The sequence below is a fragment of the Pseudomonas mediterranea CFBP 5447 genome (genome assembly GCF_000774145.1).
Classification (GTDB): domain Bacteria; phylum Pseudomonadota; class Gammaproteobacteria; order Pseudomonadales; family Pseudomonadaceae; genus Aquipseudomonas; species Aquipseudomonas mediterranea.
Window position 1 is genome coordinate 1696361 of record NZ_KN322987.1, and the last position, 16145, is coordinate 1712505.

The 16145-nt window shown below is 61.4% G+C and carries 18 protein-coding genes; 11 read left to right on the top strand and 7 right to left on the bottom strand.

Going from position 1 to position 16145, the window contains the following annotated elements:
* Complete coding sequence (gene dprA / locus N005_RS27360) at nt 1-1101, bottom strand: DNA-processing protein DprA (protein ID WP_047704000.1); 1101 nt, start codon at nt 1099-1101, stop codon at nt 1-3.
* Between the two features lie 81 nt (nt 1102-1182).
* On the bottom strand, nt 1183-2208 hold the full coding sequence (locus tag N005_RS27365; RefSeq protein ID WP_047704001.1) for a LysM peptidoglycan-binding domain-containing protein: 1026 nt from the start codon (nt 2206-2208) through the stop codon (nt 1183-1185).
* Between the two features lie 180 nt (nt 2209-2388).
* Here N005_RS27365 and def point away from each other — a divergent pair, with 180 nt between their 5' ends.
* From def to N005_RS27390, 5 genes are all read left to right on the top strand, one after another.
* Nucleotides 2389-2895, top strand: a complete 507-nt coding sequence (gene def / locus N005_RS27370) for a peptide deformylase (protein WP_047704002.1) — start codon at nt 2389-2391, stop codon at nt 2893-2895.
* A 70-nt stretch (nt 2896-2965) separates the two neighbouring features.
* The gene (gene fmt / locus N005_RS27375) at nt 2966-3925 is read left to right on the top strand and encodes a methionyl-tRNA formyltransferase (protein ID WP_047704003.1); all 960 of its coding nucleotides are present in this window, start codon (nt 2966-2968) and stop codon (nt 3923-3925) included.
* On the top strand, nt 3922-5232 hold the full coding sequence (rsmB, locus tag N005_RS27380) for a 16S rRNA (cytosine(967)-C(5))-methyltransferase RsmB (RefSeq protein WP_047704004.1): 1311 nt from the start codon (nt 3922-3924) through the stop codon (nt 5230-5232). Before fmt ends, rsmB begins: the two co-directional genes overlap by 4 nt.
* Nucleotides 5233-5256: 24 nt before the next feature.
* Nucleotides 5257-6630 carry a Trk system potassium transporter TrkA gene (trkA, locus tag N005_RS27385; protein ID WP_047704005.1) on the top strand — a complete coding sequence of 458 codons (1374 nt, stop codon included), beginning with the start codon at nt 5257-5259 and terminating at the stop codon, nt 6628-6630.
* Nucleotides 6631-6786: 156 nt separating this feature from the next.
* Entirely contained in the window at nt 6787-7098 is a 312-nt protein-coding gene (locus N005_RS27390) for a tetratricopeptide repeat protein (RefSeq protein ID WP_047704006.1), read from the top strand.
* 17 nt (nt 7099-7115) lie between these two features.
* Here N005_RS27390 and N005_RS29355 read toward each other — a convergent pair whose 3' ends face one another.
* Together N005_RS29355 and N005_RS27395 are read right to left on the bottom strand one after the other, a co-directional pair.
* Nucleotides 7116-7277: a hypothetical protein gene (locus N005_RS29355; RefSeq protein ID WP_154673559.1), complete on the bottom strand. Its 162-nt coding sequence runs from the start codon at nt 7275-7277 to the stop codon at nt 7116-7118.
* A gap of 50 nt (nt 7278-7327) precedes the next feature.
* A complete protein-coding gene (locus N005_RS27395; protein ID WP_047704007.1) occupies nt 7328-7594 on the bottom strand; it encodes a DUF2790 domain-containing protein in 267 nt (88 codons plus the stop codon).
* A 286-nt stretch (nt 7595-7880) separates the two neighbouring features.
* Between N005_RS27395 and N005_RS27400 the strand changes: the two genes are divergently transcribed.
* The 6 genes from N005_RS27400 (at nt 7881) to N005_RS27425 (ending at nt 13852) form a co-directional block, all read left to right on the top strand.
* The gene (locus tag N005_RS27400) at nt 7881-8621 is read left to right on the top strand and encodes a response regulator (RefSeq protein ID WP_041023914.1); all 741 of its coding nucleotides are present in this window, start codon (nt 7881-7883) and stop codon (nt 8619-8621) included.
* Nucleotides 8618-9931: an ATP-binding protein gene (locus N005_RS27405; protein WP_047704008.1), complete on the top strand. Its 1314-nt coding sequence runs from the start codon at nt 8618-8620 to the stop codon at nt 9929-9931. The genes N005_RS27400 and N005_RS27405 overlap by 4 nt, the downstream gene beginning before the upstream one ends.
* Before the next feature lie 202 nt (nt 9932-10133).
* Nucleotides 10134-10781 (top strand): ferric reductase-like transmembrane domain-containing protein, encoded by a 648-nt coding sequence (locus N005_RS27410; protein ID WP_047704009.1) that lies wholly within the window; start codon nt 10134-10136, stop codon nt 10779-10781.
* A gap of 98 nt (nt 10782-10879) precedes the next feature.
* Nucleotides 10880-11737: an alpha/beta fold hydrolase gene (locus N005_RS27415; protein WP_047704010.1), complete on the top strand. Its 858-nt coding sequence runs from the start codon at nt 10880-10882 to the stop codon at nt 11735-11737.
* Nucleotides 11738-11806: 69 nt separating this feature from the next.
* Nucleotides 11807-12616: an alpha/beta fold hydrolase gene (locus N005_RS27420; protein ID WP_047704011.1), complete on the top strand. Its 810-nt coding sequence runs from the start codon at nt 11807-11809 to the stop codon at nt 12614-12616.
* Between the two features lie 984 nt (nt 12617-13600).
* A complete protein-coding gene (locus N005_RS27425) occupies nt 13601-13852 on the top strand; it encodes a hypothetical protein (RefSeq protein WP_047704012.1) in 252 nt (83 codons plus the stop codon).
* 165 nt (nt 13853-14017) lie between these two features.
* On the opposite strand, the gene N005_RS27890 is transcribed toward N005_RS27425, so the two are convergent.
* The 3 genes from N005_RS27890 to N005_RS27440 all read right to left on the bottom strand — a co-directional run bounded on the left by N005_RS27890 (nt 14018) and on the right by N005_RS27440 (nt 15740).
* Nucleotides 14018-14461: an Lrp/AsnC family transcriptional regulator gene (locus N005_RS27890; protein ID WP_052126481.1), complete on the bottom strand. Its 444-nt coding sequence runs from the start codon at nt 14459-14461 to the stop codon at nt 14018-14020.
* Between the two features lie 31 nt (nt 14462-14492).
* Nucleotides 14493-14699 carry a hypothetical protein gene (locus tag N005_RS27435; protein ID WP_156789368.1) on the bottom strand — a complete coding sequence of 69 codons (207 nt, stop codon included), beginning with the start codon at nt 14697-14699 and terminating at the stop codon, nt 14493-14495.
* A 75-nt stretch (nt 14700-14774) separates the two neighbouring features.
* Nucleotides 14775-15740 carry an endonuclease/exonuclease/phosphatase family protein gene (locus tag N005_RS27440; RefSeq protein WP_047704014.1) on the bottom strand — a complete coding sequence of 322 codons (966 nt, stop codon included), beginning with the start codon at nt 15738-15740 and terminating at the stop codon, nt 14775-14777.
* Nucleotides 15741-16145 lie beyond the last annotated feature (405 nt).

Consider the following 16145-nt stretch of genomic DNA (forward strand, 5'->3'; position numbering starts at 1 on the left):
CTAGCGCGTGCGCGCAAACCAGCGGCCATTGTCAGACGTGGCGCGCCCCTCCATTTCCAGTTCGGTCAGCGCCGCCAGCACTTTGGGCAATCCCCAGCCACTGGCCTCGGCCAAGGCTTCACTGGTCAGCGGCGCGGCATGCAGCAGGCGCAGCAGCGGGTGTGTCACCGGCACAGGCTCATCCGTCAACGATAACCGTTGCCAACCGCGCAAGGCTTCAAGGATGTGCTCGACGGTCTCCACCAGTGCCGCCCCGTCGCGGATCAATTGGTGACAACCCCGGGCGCCGGGGTGATGGATCGACCCTGGAATGGCGTACACCTCGCGCCCCTGTTCCGCCGCCAGCCGTGCCGTGATCAGCGAGCCGCTGGCGACGCTGGCTTCGACCACCAGGACGCCAAGGGACAAGCCGCTGATGATCCGGTTGCGGCGCGGAAAGTTGCTGGCGTGGGGCGGGGCGTCCAACGGAAACTCCGAGAGCACCGCGCTGCCTTGGGCAATCATGGCGTCCGCCAGGCGACGATTGCGCTGTGGATAAAAATTTTCCAGGCCGGTGCCCAGCACCCCGATGGTTAGCCCGCCGACATCCAGTGCCGCCTGATGAGCCGCCGCGTCGATGCCCAGGGCCAGGCCGCTGGTGATGACAAAACCGGCGCTGGCCAGGCTGCGGGAAAACGCCGCGGCCGTATCCATCCCCGGACGTGAGGCGCGGCGACTGCCCACCATCGCCAACTGCGGTTTTTCCAGGATGGTGGGATCGCCGGCGGCGAATAATAGCGGTGGCGGGTCGCTGATCTGCGCCAGCAGCGCCGGGTAGTCCGGCTGGTCCCACATCAGCAAATGCTGGCCCGAACCCTCCAGCCAGGCCAATGCATGGGCGGCGCCGTCGCGCACATCCGGGTTGCGCCGGGCTTCGGCGCTCGCTGCGGGCAACCCCAGCGCCCGCCATGCGCTGGCCGGTGCGCTGATAGCTTTGGAGGCCGAGCCGAAGGCTTCCATCAGGGTCATGAAACGTTTGGGTCCCAGCTCCGGCAAGCGGTGCAGGCGCAGGCGGGCCTCCAGTTCCGCCGGGGAAACCGAAGGGCATTCAGGCAATGTCATGTGATCAATCCTTGATCGTCATACGTCCCGTTCGAACGGGAACAAGCTGTGGATAACTCTGTTGGTAAGTTGTGAGACCCGTTATGGATTGCGCACCTTGTCGAGCACCGCCAATGAGCGCGAGGCATACAGCACCAGACCGTAGCTGAGCTTGTCGTAGGTGCGGAACACCATCAGCAGGCCGGCGCGTTCGTCGGGGATCTTCACCGGTTCGCCGGTAACGCGGTCGCGCACGGTTTCACCGGTCTTCATCACCGCCAGGACATTGCCCTCGGCCAGCCCATCGCGCCGGCCCTTGTTCAGCGTGACCACGTCCAGCGCGCCGATCTGGGTCACGCCGCGTGGCACGTCGAGGATCAGCCCGTTGATGTCCGTTTTCGGCGCGCTGGGCATGAAGGTCGAGTTGATCGAGCGTTCTTCGCCGCTGAACAGTCGATCGCCGAGGCGGACTTCCTGGGTGGTGCGTTGCAGGGTGAGGGTGGTGACGTCGCCCTCTGCGGTCACAACCTCCGCGCTGCCGATGTCGTCGGCATTGATGCCCAGCAGTTCCTTGGTCTGTGGATCGGTGTAGACCTTGCCCTGGCGGAAGATGCCGTAGGCCGACTGGTCTGTGGCGAATGCGCCGCGGGCGAAGATCTGGTCCCCGGCGCCGCTGAGCACCCGTTCGGCATTGCCGGCGACGACGTAGGGCGCCTTGTTGAAATCCGCCGCCGTGTCGACGATGCGGTTGCTCAGCAGGAAGCTGTTGATGGCCTGCAACGGGATGCTCGGGATGGCATCAGCCACCGGCGAGCTGCGGATCCGCGGCGACAGCTTGATGGTGCCCCGGGAGGCGCCGCGATTGAGGGTCAGCCGTGGCTGGCCATTGACGTAGACCAGTGACAGGGTATCGCCGGGGTAAATCAGGTTCGGGTTCTCGATCTGCGGGTTGGCCTGCCAGAGTTCGGGCCATTTCCACGGTTCGCGCAGGTATTTGCCAGAAATGTCCCACAGCGTGTCGCCAGCGACCACGGTGTATTGCTGCGGGAAACCTTCCCGAAGTTGCACTTGCCCGTGCGCGATACCGGCCGAGGCCAGGAGCAGCAGGGCGAGTAGTGATTTCCTCATGCGGTGAATCCCTTTATCATGTGCGTTCGCGTAAAACGCCAGAGCCCCCGTGGCTCGCTCCGCAAGGCGCTATGCTTCAGAAGCAGCGTTTCAGAGCAACGTTTTACAACGGTAGCCTGCATCCCAAGACACGCCAGGCCAGCCACCCGACTTTACCTCACACGTGCATTTATCAAGCTTATGGCCATTTTGAACATTCTCGAATTTCCGGACCCGCGCCTGCGCACGATTGCCAAACCGGTGGCCGTAGTGGACGACGAAGTGCGTCAGTTGGTCGATGACATGTTTGAAACAATGTATGAAGCGCCAGGCATCGGCCTCGCTGCGACCCAGGTCAACGTGCACAAGCGTATCGTCGTCATGGACCTCTCCGAAGACCGCAGCGAGCCACGGGTGTTCATCAACCCCGAGTTCGAAACCCTCACCGACGAGATGGACCAATACCAGGAAGGCTGCCTCTCGGTACCGGGTTTCTACGAGAACGTCGACCGTCCGCAGAAGGTCAGGATCAAGGCGCTGGACCGTGACGGCCAACCTTACGAACTGATCGCCGAAGGATTGCTGGCGGTGTGCATCCAGCATGAATGTGACCACCTCAACGGCAAGTTGTTCGTGGATTACCTGTCGACCCTCAAGCGCGACCGGATCAAGAAGAAACTGGAAAAGATCCACCGCCAGAATGCTTGATGCCCCCTTTCAAAGGCTTGCCGCGGCAAGCCTTTTTTCTTTATGCGACTGCTGTTAATTGAGAGCTTCCATGACTGAGCCACTGCGCATCGTCTTTGCCGGCACTCCCGAGTTTGCCGCCGAACACCTCAAGGCCCTGCTGGCCAGCCCCCATGAGATCATCGCGGTCTACACCCAGCCGGATCGGCCGGCCGGCCGTGGGCAAAAACTGATGCCCAGCCCGGTCAAGCAACTGGCCCTGGAAAACGGTTTGCAGGTGTTGCAGCCGCCGACCCTGCGCGATGGGCAAGCCCAGGCCGAACTGGCCGCGCTGAAACCGGACCTGATGGTGGTGGTCGCCTATGGCCTGATCCTGCCTCAAGTGGTGCTGGACATCCCGCGCCTGGGTTGCATCAACAGTCACGCCTCGCTGCTGCCGCGCTGGCGCGGTGCGGCGCCGATCCAGCGCGCCGTCGAAGCGGGCGATGCCGAGAGCGGCGTGACCGTGATGCGCATGGAGGCGGGCCTGGACACCGGGCCGATGCTGCTCAAGGTCGCCACCCCCATCAGCGCCGAAGACACCGGTGGCAGCCTGCACGATCGCCTCGCGCTGATCGGCCCGCCGGCCGTGGTCAAGGCCATTGCCGGCCTGGCCGCCGGCACGCTGGAGGGCGAAGTGCAGGATGACAGCCTCGCCACCTACGCGCACAAATTGAACAAGGACGAAGCCCGCATCGACTGGCGCCGTCCGGCGGTCGAACTGGAGCGGCTGGTACGCGCCTTCAACCCGTGGCCGATCTGCCACAGCACCTTGAACGGCGAAGCGGTGAAGGTACTGGCCGCCAGGTGCGCCGAAGGGAAGGGCGCTGCGGGGCAGATCCTCGAAGCCAGCAAGGACGGTCTCGTCGTGGCCTGTGGCGAGCAGGCGCTGTGCCTGACCCGTCTGCAACTGCCCGGCGGCAAGGCGCTGAACTTCAGCGACTTGTTCAACAGCCGGCGTGAGAAATTTGCCGTCGGCAGTGTCCTCGGCCAAGCGGTGGAGGCTTCATGAACCCGCGTCTGGCCGCCGCCAAGGCGCTTGCCGCCGTGCTCAGCGGCAAAGCGTCGCTCAACAGTTCCTTGCCGACCCAATTGGACAAGGTCGAGGACCGTGACCGCGGTTTCACCCAGGACCTGGCGTTCGGCACCGCTCGCTGGCAGCCACGGCTCTCGGCCCTGGCGGCCAAGCTGTTGCAGAAACCGTTCAAGGCCGCCGACGCCGACGTCGAGGCGCTGCTGCTGGTGGGGCTTTACCAATTGCTCTACACCCGCGTGCCTGCCCACGCCGCCATCGGCGAAACCGTGGGCTGCGCCGACAAACTGAAGAAACCCTGGGCCAAGGCCTTGCTCAACGCCGTGTTGCGTCGCGCCCAACGGGAAAGCGAAAGCCTGCTAGCCGAGCTGGAGCATGACCCGGTGGTGCGCACCGCCCACCCGCGCTGGTTGCAGAAAGCCTTGAAGGCGTTCTGGCCCGAGCAATGGGAAGCCATCTGCGCGGCCAACAATGCCCATCCGCCGATGATCCTGCGGGTCAACCGTCGCCACCATCGCCGCGATGCCTACCTGGCCTTGCTGGGCAAGGCCGGGATCCCGGCCCGGCCATGCGCGTACAGCCGCGACGGCATCCTGTTGGAAACCCCGGGCGATGTCCGTGCCCTGCCGGGCTTCGCCGACGGCTGCATCAGCGTCCAGGACGAAGCCGCGCAACTGGCCGCCGACCTGCTGGAGCTGGCGCCCGGGCAACGGGTGCTGGACGCCTGCTGCGCACCGGGGGGCAAGACCTGCCACATCCTCGAAGCCGAGCCGAAGCTGGCCGGCGTGGTCGCAGTGGACCTGGAAGCCAAGCGCCTGGTGCGGGTGAAGGAAAACCTCGAGCGCCTGGGCCTGGACGCCGAGCTGATCGCCGCCGACGGTCGCGACACCGCGGCCTGGTGGGACGGCAAGCCGTTCCAGCGCATCCTGCTCGACGCGCCGTGCTCGGCCACCGGCGTGATCCGCCGTCATCCGGACATCAAGCTCACCCGCCAACCGGACGACATTGCCGCATTGGCCCTGCTGCAGGGTGAGCTGCTCGACGCCCTGTGGCAGACCCTCGATGTGGGCGGCATCCTGCTCTATGCCACCTGCTCGACCTTGCCGACCGAGAACACCGAAGTGATCGAAGCCTTTCTCGTCCGCACCCCCGGTGCCCGGGAGCTGGACATCGCCACCCAGGCCGGCCTGAAGCAGCCCCACGGTCGCCAGTTGCTGGCCCAGGAGGGCGGGCACGATGGGTTCTACTACGCCAAGCTGATCAAGATCGCCGCCGCACGCGGTTAAGACCGATTCGATAGGAGTGAACGGATGAAAATCATCATCCTCGGCGCAGGGCAGGTCGGCGGTTCGCTGGCGGAACATCTGGCCAGCGAGGCCAACGACATCACCGTGGTCGACACCGATGGCGAACGCCTGCGCGACCTCGGTGATCGTCTCGACATCCGCACCGTGCAAGGACGCGGTTCCCTGCCGACCGTGCTGCGCCAGGCCGGCGCGGACGATGCCGACATGCTGGTGGCCGTCACCAACAGTGACGAAACCAACATGGTCGCCTGCCAGGTGGCCCACACCCTGTTCCACACCCCGACCAAGATCGCCCGGGTGCGGGAAGCGGCCTACCTGACCCGCGCCGACCTGTTCGACAACGAAGCGATCCCGGTGGATGTATTGATCAGCCCCGAGCAGGTGGTGACCAACTACATCAAGCGCCTGATCGAGCACCCGGGCGCCCTGCAGGTGATCGACTTTGCCGAGAGCAAGGCGCAACTGGTGGCGATCAAGGCCTACTACGGCGGGCCGTTGGTGGGGCAGCAACTGCGTCAGCTACGCGAGCACATGCCGAGTGTGGAAATGCGCGTCGCGGCCATCTTCCGCCGCGACCGGCCGATCCTGCCCCAGGGCGATACGGTGATCGAGGCCGACGACGAGGTATTTTTCATCGCCGCCAAGGCGAACATTCGTGCGGTGATGAGCGAAATGCGCCGTCTCGACGAGAACTACAAGCGCATCGTCATCGCCGGCGGCGGGCAGATCGGCGAGCGCCTGGCCGAAGCCATCGAAAGCCGCTACCAGGTGAAGATCATCGAGATGAACCCGGCCCGCTGCCGCTACCTCTCGGACACCCTCGACAGCACCGTGGTGTTGCAGGGCAGTGCTTCGGACCGCGACCTGCTGCTGGAAGAAAACATCGCCGACGCCGACATCTTCCTGGCCCTGACCAACGACGACGAAGCCAACATCATGTCATCGTTGCTGGCCAAGCGCCTGGGGGCGAGGAAGGTGATGACCATCATCAACAACCCGGCCTACGTCGACCTGATCCAGGGCGGCGACATCGACATCGCCATCAGCCCGCAACTGGCAACCATCGGCACCTTGCTGGCCCACGTGCGCCGCGGCGACATCGTCAGCGTGCACTCCCTGCGCCGTGGCGCGGCCGAAGCCATCGAGGCCATTGCCCATGGTGATGCCAAGTCCAGCAAAGTGATCGGCCGCGCCATCCGCGACATCGGCCTGCCGCCGGGCACCACCATCGGCGCGATCATCCGCGACGAAGAAGTGCTGATCGCCCATGACGACACCGTGATCCAGACCGGCGACCATGTGATTCTGTTCCTGGTGGACAAGAAGCATATCCGCGATGTCGAGAAGCTGTTCCATGTGGGGTTGAGCTTCTTCTGACCTGCCCCGTCCCTGTGCCGATCGTTCCCACGCTCCGCGTGGGAATGCCTCAACGGACGCTCCGCGTTCGGCTCTTGAGGAGACGCAGAGCGTCCCTGGCTGCATTCCCACGCAGAGCGTGGGAACGATCCTGACCCAACCAACAAGGAAGCCCCCATGCTCGAATCCCTGGAAAAAATGCTCGCCAAGGGTGTGGATAACCCACTGCTGCGCTTCGGCCTGGGCAAGGGCTATCTCGACCTCGCCGAATTCCTCCGCGCCGCCGAACACCTGCAACGCTGCGTCGAGCTCGATCCCAAGTATTCGGCCGCCTGGAAACTGTTGGGCAAGGCCCACCAGGGCCAGGGCGACCTGGCGGCCGCGCGCCGCGCCTGGGAACAAGGCCTGGAAGCCGCCCGTGCCCATGGCGACAAACAGGCCGAAAAGGAAATGACGGTGTTCCTCAAGAAACTGGACCGCCACTCCTGATACACCCCTCACAACCTTCAAAGGCCAACCGCCCGCGGCGAGGGCGTTTTCTTCAGCGGTGTGAGCTGGTAGCAGAGGCCGCTGTTGCCCCGGTTGTGCTCACCGGCGGCATTGGCGTGGGCAGCCATGCCGCCCAATGCGAGGGCAAAAGCGGTCAGGTAGGTCTTGAGTTTCTTCATATTGACTCCTGTTTGCACGATGATTGCGGCTGTAATGAGTGCCGTGAGGCTCAGCTCCCTTCGCTGTTGCAGGCGTCTGCTTGCTTAAGGTATGTCAGGGACCGCTGCTCACCCATCGAGTCGAGGTAGTTGATCTGCGCATTCACCAAGCCGCAGGTCTGGCCGCCGTCCTCGGTCAGCGAGACCACTCGCTTGATGTCCAGATGGGTGCCGTAGGTGTAGGTTTCGCTGGCGGCTTTGTCCTGGGCCAGGGCGGGTAATGCGGCGGCACTCAGGGCAGTGATCAGGCAAGCGGTAGCGATGGTTTTCAGTTTCATGGTCGTTTTCCTTCAATGAGTTCGATGGTTTCATCGAGGCGATTCATGTTGTCTCGATGGGGCTCATTAAAGGTCGCGGAGGTATCTCGGCTGTGTCGAGAAACACCTCGGTTGGATGCGTTACGTATCTGAGGTGGGTTGCGATACAGAGCGATACAATCGCTGCTGTTTTGGTTGGGTTCTGGCTTAATCCCGGGCTGGAAAAGCAGAACCGCGCTGCCCTGCCAACCGGCAACCGGGCATCGCCACACTGCGCACTCGATGCGCGTATTTCGGAGAGCAGGGCATGGAACATGTCGATCACGTATTGATCGTGGATGATGATCGCGAGATCAGGGAGCTGGTCGGCAACTACCTGAAGAAGAACGGACTGCGCACCACCGTGGTCGCGGATGGTCGGCAGATGCGGGCCTTTCTCGAAACCAACCAGGTCGACCTGATCGTGCTCGACATCATGATGCCGGGGGATGACGGGCTGCTGCTGTGCCGCGAACTGCGCGCCGGCAAGCATAAGGCGACCCCCGTGCTGATGCTGACGGCTCGCAGCGACGAGACCGATCGCATCATCGGCCTGGAGATGGGCGCCGACGACTACCTGGCCAAGCCCTTCGCCGCCCGGGAACTGCTCGCGCGTATCAACGCCGTGCTGCGGCGTACCCGCATGCTGCCGCCCAACTTCGTCGTCACCGAGAGCGGCCGCCTGCTCAAGTTCGGCCGGTGGCGCCTCGACACCACCGCTCGCCATCTGCTCGATGAAGACGACACCCTCGTCTCGCTGAGCGGCGCCGAGTACAGGCTGCTGCGGGTATTCCTCGACCATCCCCAGCGGGTGCTGAGCCGCGACCAGTTGCTCAACCTGACCCAGGGCCGTGACGCGGACATCTTCGACCGTTCCATCGACCTGCTGGTCAGTCGCGTGCGTCAGCGCTTGCTGGATGACGCACGGGAACCGCTCTACTTGAAGACGGTGCGCAATGAAGGCTACGTCTTTACCTTCGCCGTCGAGATGCTCGAGGAGCAGGCATGAAGCTCGCGTTGCAATGGCCGCGCACGCTGGCCTCGCGGCTGTGGCTGGTGTTTCTGGTCGGTCTGATACTCGCTCAATCGCTGACGTTCGCAGCCCAGTACTACGAACGCTACCAAAGCACCAAGACCGCCATGTTGGGCAACTTCGAACACGACACGGCGACCTCCATCGCCATCCTCGACCGTTTGCCCGCCGACGAGCGCCTGGCATGGACCAAGCGTCTGCAGCGGCGCAACTATGACTACCTGCTGCGCGAACATGACCCAGGCATTCCACTGGCCTCGAACGATCTCGCGGCGACAGCGGCGCAATCACTTCAGGTCGCGCTGGGCAGCAACTATGACCTGACCTTCGTCCAGATCCCGGGGCCGCAGCAGCATTTCCAGGCCCAGGTGCGATTGGCTGACGGCAGCCCGGTCACCATCGACGTGCGCCCCTCGGTCAAGCCGTTGTCGCCCTGGTTGCCCTTTGTGCTGTTCGGTCAGCTGGTGTTGCTGATCGGCTGCACCTGGCTGGCCGTACGGATCGCGATACGCCCGCTCAGCCGCCTGGCCGAGGCCGTCGAGAACCTCGACCCGAACGCACACCCGGTGCAGCTGGATGAAAGCGGCCCACGGGAAGTGGCCTACGCCGCCCGGGCCTTCAACAGCATGCAGGCGCGGATTGCCGCTTACCTGAAAGAACGCATGCAGTTACTGGCGGCCATTTCCCATGACTTGCAGACGCCCATCACGCGCATGAAGCTGCGCGCCGAGTTCATGGACGACTCGCTGGAGAAAGACAAACTGGGCAATGACCTGAACGAAATCGAGCACCTGGTGCGCGAAGGTGTTGCCTATGCGCGCAGCGTCCATGGGGCGACCGAGGCCAGTTGCCGCATCAGCCTGGACTCCTTTCTCGACAGCCTGGTGTGCGACTACCAGGACACCGGCCGGGAGGTCAGCCTGCGCGGCAATAACGGCGCGGTCATCGAGACACGGCCCCATGCGCTGCGTCGGATCCTGGTGAATCTGGTGGATAACGCGCTGAAATACGCCGGCACCGCCGAGGTGGAGATCAGCGGCGACGCGAGCAAGGGCGTTTCAATCAGCGTGCTCGACCGAGGCCCGGGCATTCCCGATGAGGTCCTGGCCGAGGTGGTCAAGCCGTTCTATCGGGTGGAAAGCTCACGCAACCGCAGCACCGGCGGTACCGGTTTGGGCCTGGCCATCGCCCAGCAGTTGACTGTCGCAATTGGTGGGTCACTGAGCCTGCGCAACCGCGACGGCGGCGGTCTTTGCGTGACCCTCGACTTCGGCCCCAATCGGTAGGCCATGCTTGCACGTCCCGCTGTCGGCCGGATGCGTGGACGTGCATTTGTAAGCCATTGTATCTAGCGCATTCGCGTACTCAAAAGAACGTATAACCGCCGGTTGTCGAACATAGGCGGTATACATCCCCTTGCAAGAATTCTCCCCATCGAATCGCCATCGGCCTCCCTGAATGGCGAACCTTACGACAGGAGATCTTGCCATGCATAACCCATCCTACCGCCCCCAGGGCTGGCAGCTGTTCGGCCTGGTCGCAGCCCTGGTGGTGGCGATGAGCATCACGGCAGTCGCTGTCCAACCCGACCTGGTCGAAGGACTGCGCAGCGCCATCCGCGCCACCGCCCGTTCCTCCTTCGCACTGTTCCTGATCGCATTCACCGCATCGGCCTTCGCTGTACTGGTGCCTTCGCCGCTTTCCAAGGCACTGGTTCGCGAACGGCGCTTCATCGGCCTTGCCTTTGCCTTCTCGCACCTGGTGCACGCCGTGCTGATCTACGCCTACGGGCAGTTCAATACCGAGTTCTGGCCAAGCCGCACCGTGGCAAACAATATCCCGGGCGGGACGGCCTACACCTTCATCCTGCTGATGGCGCTGACCTCATTCAAAGCACCCGCCCGGCTGTTGGGTCCCAAGGCGTGGAAGACCTTGCACGTCACTGGCATGTGGGTCATCGCCGCCGTATTCGCCCTCTCCAACTTCAAGCGCATCCCGATGAGCGACTGGTACGTGCTGCCCTTCGGCATCACCTGCGCCGCCGTGGCGATCCGACTGGTCGGCAAGCTGGCCATCGCCAACAAACGCAGCCAAGCCAGGCAGGCCTCGATACGCCGGGCAGCCGTGGCCTCCTGATTTCGCAGCAAGCGAAGCGGCCCTCTCAGGCACGACATATTTCTTCAATACATTCTCAGAAGCAGTCATCCCGACTGCCTAAAACAAGGAAGCAAAAAATGAGCACCAGCACCCCCACCCAGAACGGCAGCTATATCACTACCCAGGACGGCGTACAGCTCTACTACAAGGACTGGGGCCCGAAGGATGGACAAGTTGTCACCTTCAGCCATGGCTGGCCGCTGAACTCGGATAGCTGGGAATCTCAGATGCTGTTCCTGGCTGACCAAGGCTACCGGGTGATCGCCCACGACCGCCGCGGCCATGGCCGCTCCAGCCAGCCGTGGGAAGGCAACGACATGGATCACTACGCCGATGACCTGGCCGCTGTGATCAACGCCCTGGATCTCCAAGACGTCACCCTGGTGGGCTTCTCCACCGGTGGCGGCGAAATCACCCGCTACATCGGCCGCCACGGTACCGCTCGGGTGAAGAAGGCCGCATTGATCAGCGCCGTGCCGCCGATGATGCTCAAGACCGCAGACTACCCAGGCGGCCTGCCGATCGAGGTGTTCGACGGCCTGCGCCAGGCCTCGCTGGACAACCGCTCGCAGCTGTATCGCGACATCGCCTCGGGCCCGTTCTTCGGCTTCAACCGCGACGGAGCAAAAGTCTCCCAAGGGCTGATCGATTCGTTCTGGGTACAGGGCATGCAAGCGGGCCACAAAAACACCTACGACTGCATCGCGGCGTTTTCGGCAACGGACTTCCGCGCCGACCTGGCCAAGTTCGACGTGCCGACGCTGATCGTGCACGGCGACGACGACCAGATCGTCCCGATCGAGGCCTCCGCCCATGCGGCCGCCAGGCTGGTGCGCAACGCCGAGCTGATCGTCTACCCGGGTGCGCCCCACGGCCTGACCGACACCCACAAGGATCGCCTGAACCAGGACCTGTTGAACTTCCTGGGCCAGTAAACCCATCGCCCCGCTCATGTGCCGCCCAGGGCCGCACATGAGCACCGCCTACCCATAAATGAAAAGGAAATGATCATGCTCAATCTCAAATCGCTCTTGGCCGCCACCATCACCGCAGCAATGGCGCTGACTTCCCTTCAGAGCACCGCCGCCACGCAACCCGACGCCGCCAAGCCCACCGTCGTGCTGGTGCATGGCGCCTTCGCCGAATCGTCCAGTTGGAACGGCGTTGCCGCCCGCTTGCTGAACCAGGGCTACCCGGTGGTGGCTGCCGCCAACCCGCTGCGCGGCGTGAAGCAGGACGCCGACTATGTCGCCGACATCGTCGAGCACACCGCCGGCCCGGTGATCCTCGTAGGCCACTCCTACGGCGGAGCAGTGATCACCAACGCCGTGCATGACAACCCACGGGTCAAGGCGCTGGTCTACGTCGCGGCCTTCGCCCCGGACAAAGGTGAAACCGCCATCGAGCTGTCCGGTCGTTACCCGGGCGGCACCCTCGGGCCGACCCTGGCCGCACCGGTGCCGCTGGACGATGGCAACAAGGACCTCTACATCCAGCAGGACAAATTCGGCCAACAATTTGCCGCCGACGTTCCAGCCGCCGAGTCCGCACTGATGGCCGCCACTCAACGGCCCATCAGCGAGGCGGCCTTGAAGGAAGCCTCTGGCGACCCGGCCTGGAAAAAACTGCCGTCCTGGTTCATCTACGGTTCGGCGGACAAGAACATCCCCGAAGCTGCCCTGAAGTTCATGGCCGACCGTGCAGGCTCGAAAAAGACCGTCACCGTCCCAGGCGCCTCCCATGTGGTGATGACGTCCAATCCGGAGAAAGTTGCAGACCTGATCGTTGAAGCGGCGCAGGCCAGTTCCAAATGATGATCGCGTACTGACTAAAAAACCCGGCGCAGGATGCTAATGCCAGTCAGTTAAGGATCAAACGGCACAAACCCTGTGGGAGCAAAGCTTGCTCGCGATAGCGACAGATCAGTCAACATTGTGACTGACTGACTTACCGCAGTCGCGAGCAAGCTTTGCTCCCACAGGTTTATGGCTTAACTGATTGTATAAGGCGCAGGATGCTGGGTTTTTTATTGCGGGGTGCCCCCAAAGAGCTGCTCAGTTAAGACCAAGCCACATTCTCCAGTGGGAGTGTCGCGCAAATCACCTTGGTCAATCGGCTCTGGCACTTTCTGTTCAAACCGAAGCGGGCTTGATTACCCCATTTGCTGGCGTCGGTATTTGGATTGCTCGGAAAACTTATGCCCCCACTTGATCGAGATAGAACTTCTAGATATTCCTCGTCCTTTTCATGCAGAGTTATTTCCTGAACTATCCTTTTTACTTGATCTGCACGTGAGTTCGCAGTGCCCGCCAAACTATCCGAGCACCCCACGCAATGGCGCTCGGGCATGGATAAGCCTACCTGCTGCTGGCGGTCGCCGCCGTAGTGAAATTCACTAAGGCTTACGCCGTTTTAACTAATGAAACTCTGAATTTGCCTATTTAACTTACTGGCTATGTGTAGACAATAGCCGTAGTTTCAGCCAGCTAGGGAATTCTCCGAAAAAGTCCGCAGATGTGCTAAAAGACGCCTGACCACGTATGCTTATTGCTCAGACGCTTTAATTGATTTGACTGGTCTATTAAAAGATTTCACGGGAAAGAAATTCTCAGCCGAACCATGGGCATGGGGAGTACGCTTTCATGCGCTTTAATTGAGAAAGTGAAAATTACGAGGTTTTTACATGTCAAATCTAGTTTCAAATCAGGGATGCTTTGGAACCGAAAATCCAAGGCCTGCACTCCGGCATTCCTTCTGATTTTGTCATGCACCGGTACGCCTGGTGTAAGGGGTAAGGAATGATCATTCGCTATAGTGCCAACGCACTGGTGGGTCAGCTTTTGTTGCCGTCGAATTACGTCGGCATGCGTACCCCCGAGGATCTGGCTGAACTCGCCGCCGTAGCTCATTGGAAGGACCATCCACAAGAAACCCCAACCTTCATCACCGTCATTCATCTGCAAGATGTGGACGGTCATGACCTGGGATTGTTTGAAGTGCGCTGTGAACGGCGCCCGGTATTCATCGCCAGCAAATTGCGGCAGGCGTGAAAAGAGATACAGAGCCGTTCCGCAACAGCGAGGATACGAAGGCGTTGTTGCTGGTATCGCTTGGGCATCACCAGGTCGATGCATCCTTCAGCGACGACCTGTTGAGTCCTGCGATACAGCTTATTAGAGCCACTTGCCCACAGATACGCGTTTGGGAGGTGCCGGTTACTGCTCTTGCCAATGCCGCAATACCGGCATAATGGTCACGCTTTTCACCAGCCCGGTAGCCAGAGCACTCTCCTTGAACTCAATCACGTTGCTGATGTGGGTATGGTCGTAGCGCACGAGCAAATCAACGTCGCCGAACAGTGAGAATGCTTCGATCACGCCAGGCTTGTCTTTGATGTAGTCCCACACCTGAGCGCACAAGTTTGGCCGGGTGTGGGTGAACTGCATGAACGCGGTGTGACAAGGTGCTTCGTTCGTTGTCGCGGCGAGGCGCGTGGTATACCCAAGGATGGGTCCCTGTGTTTCCATCCGGGCGACCCGCGCTTCAACGGCAGTTCGGGACTTGTGCACGCGGCGAGCGATGTCCGAAATACTGGTGCGTGCGTCCGAAGTGAGGATTTCGAGGATCTTTAAGTCGGTGCTGTCGAGGTCTGGCATCATGCTCACTTATGTTTCCGTATGATTTCGTTCTTCATAAGAGTCCCACCGTCAGTTTCGGAACCATGTCCCCTCCCAGCGGTGCAAATATCCCTATTTCCAAGCCCGGCCTGGTTATAAAGCCTGTATCAAGCTGCAGTTGATGGGTTGTCAGCGAAATATCTTGTGTCACCTTGGACAACGCAATGGCTTTATAGCTGGCCGCGTACAGGATGAAAAGTACTGGATCGAGCATCATCATGCGGGTAAGCAAAGGCCTCCCCGCCGAGCAGCCCAATCACCCCTCCACCTCACCCCCCAACCGACTCCGCATTGCTTAAAACTTCATCCTGAAAACAACCGGACAATGATCAGAGCCCTTCATCGGCACAGGAAGCTCCGATAACGACCCGGCCACATAGTGCTTCCTCAATTCGCTGGTCATCAACGCATGATCAATCAACCATTTAGAGCCTCCGCCCCGGCATTCGGGCAGCGCCTCATAACCTTCGGTTGGACGAAACAACCTGGCCGCGGCCGGCTCGCCATCTGAAAGCCCGGCAAAAAGACTCACCTCAGGCGCTGTTTCCTGCTCAACCGCAACGTCAAATCGACGATTGAAATCACCAATAATCATTGCGGAAGCGCCAGACTGGATTGCCTTATCGAGCCAGGCTTCCAAAGCAGGTGCTTGCCTTCTAAGCACATCGCAGGTGACGACCCCGTTAGCCTGATCACTCTCGGTCGCATACCCACTGTTCAACGCATGGTCAGAACAGCCACTTTTGAGGTGTACGGATAAAAGCTTGAGGGTCATACCCTTGATCGTGACGGGTAACTCCGCACCATGGCGAGCATGACTCTTGAAGGCCTCTCCAAGCGGGCGAACATCGCCGAGCCTTCCGACCTCAAGCCTGCTGGATTTGCGGACAACAAATCCCGTGCGCTGTATCCAAGGGCTTTGCATGTTCACATAGAAATCGTACTGATCCTTCGGCCAGATCTGCTGCAGCGCCTCAGGGTTCTCGACTTCCTGCACGGCAATCACGTCAGCATTCAGCTTTGCCGCTACGTTCTTCAGATCCGCTATCTGCGCCGGTGATTTGCATTCCCACCGGTAGGGGTGTGTTTCTTCCAGTCGCTCGCGATCAGCGGCCTTGATTTGGGAGCACTCCTCGAACTCACGCTGGCTGAGCGAAGTCGACCGCTGCCATTCCAGGTTCCATGTTGCGAAGGTGAGGGTTTCAGCCAGGGCAGGGGGTGAGAGACAGCAAAGCGATAGGGCTAGATAGAGTGGTTTCATGGGAGAGTTCCGAGCGCGGTGGCAGTGGGGGTCCAGGAGACGGCACTGCTTTTAGCCGCTCTTTGAGCGTAGCAGCACATCTTGTCGCTACAGAGTTCTATCCAATGAAATCCTACCCACCTACCTTGCGGGCGATGTACTGGTCAGCGTCGAGGCGCAGGTCAACGGCGGGTAGCGGCTCGCAACGCGGCCTCTCGATGTTGATCATCAAGACCTGACTGAAGACCTACATGTCCGACATTACTCAATTGGTCATTGCAGGTCTGGCGCCAACTGATGAATGACGCAAGCGCCTGACTCGTAGGTTTGAGCAGTGGGCTGAAAGGAAAGCAAATGGCAAAAACGGTCAGTCATAATTGCCTGTTTCGGCTGACGCAGAGCATGGCAGGCCCTCGCTTTTTCGCA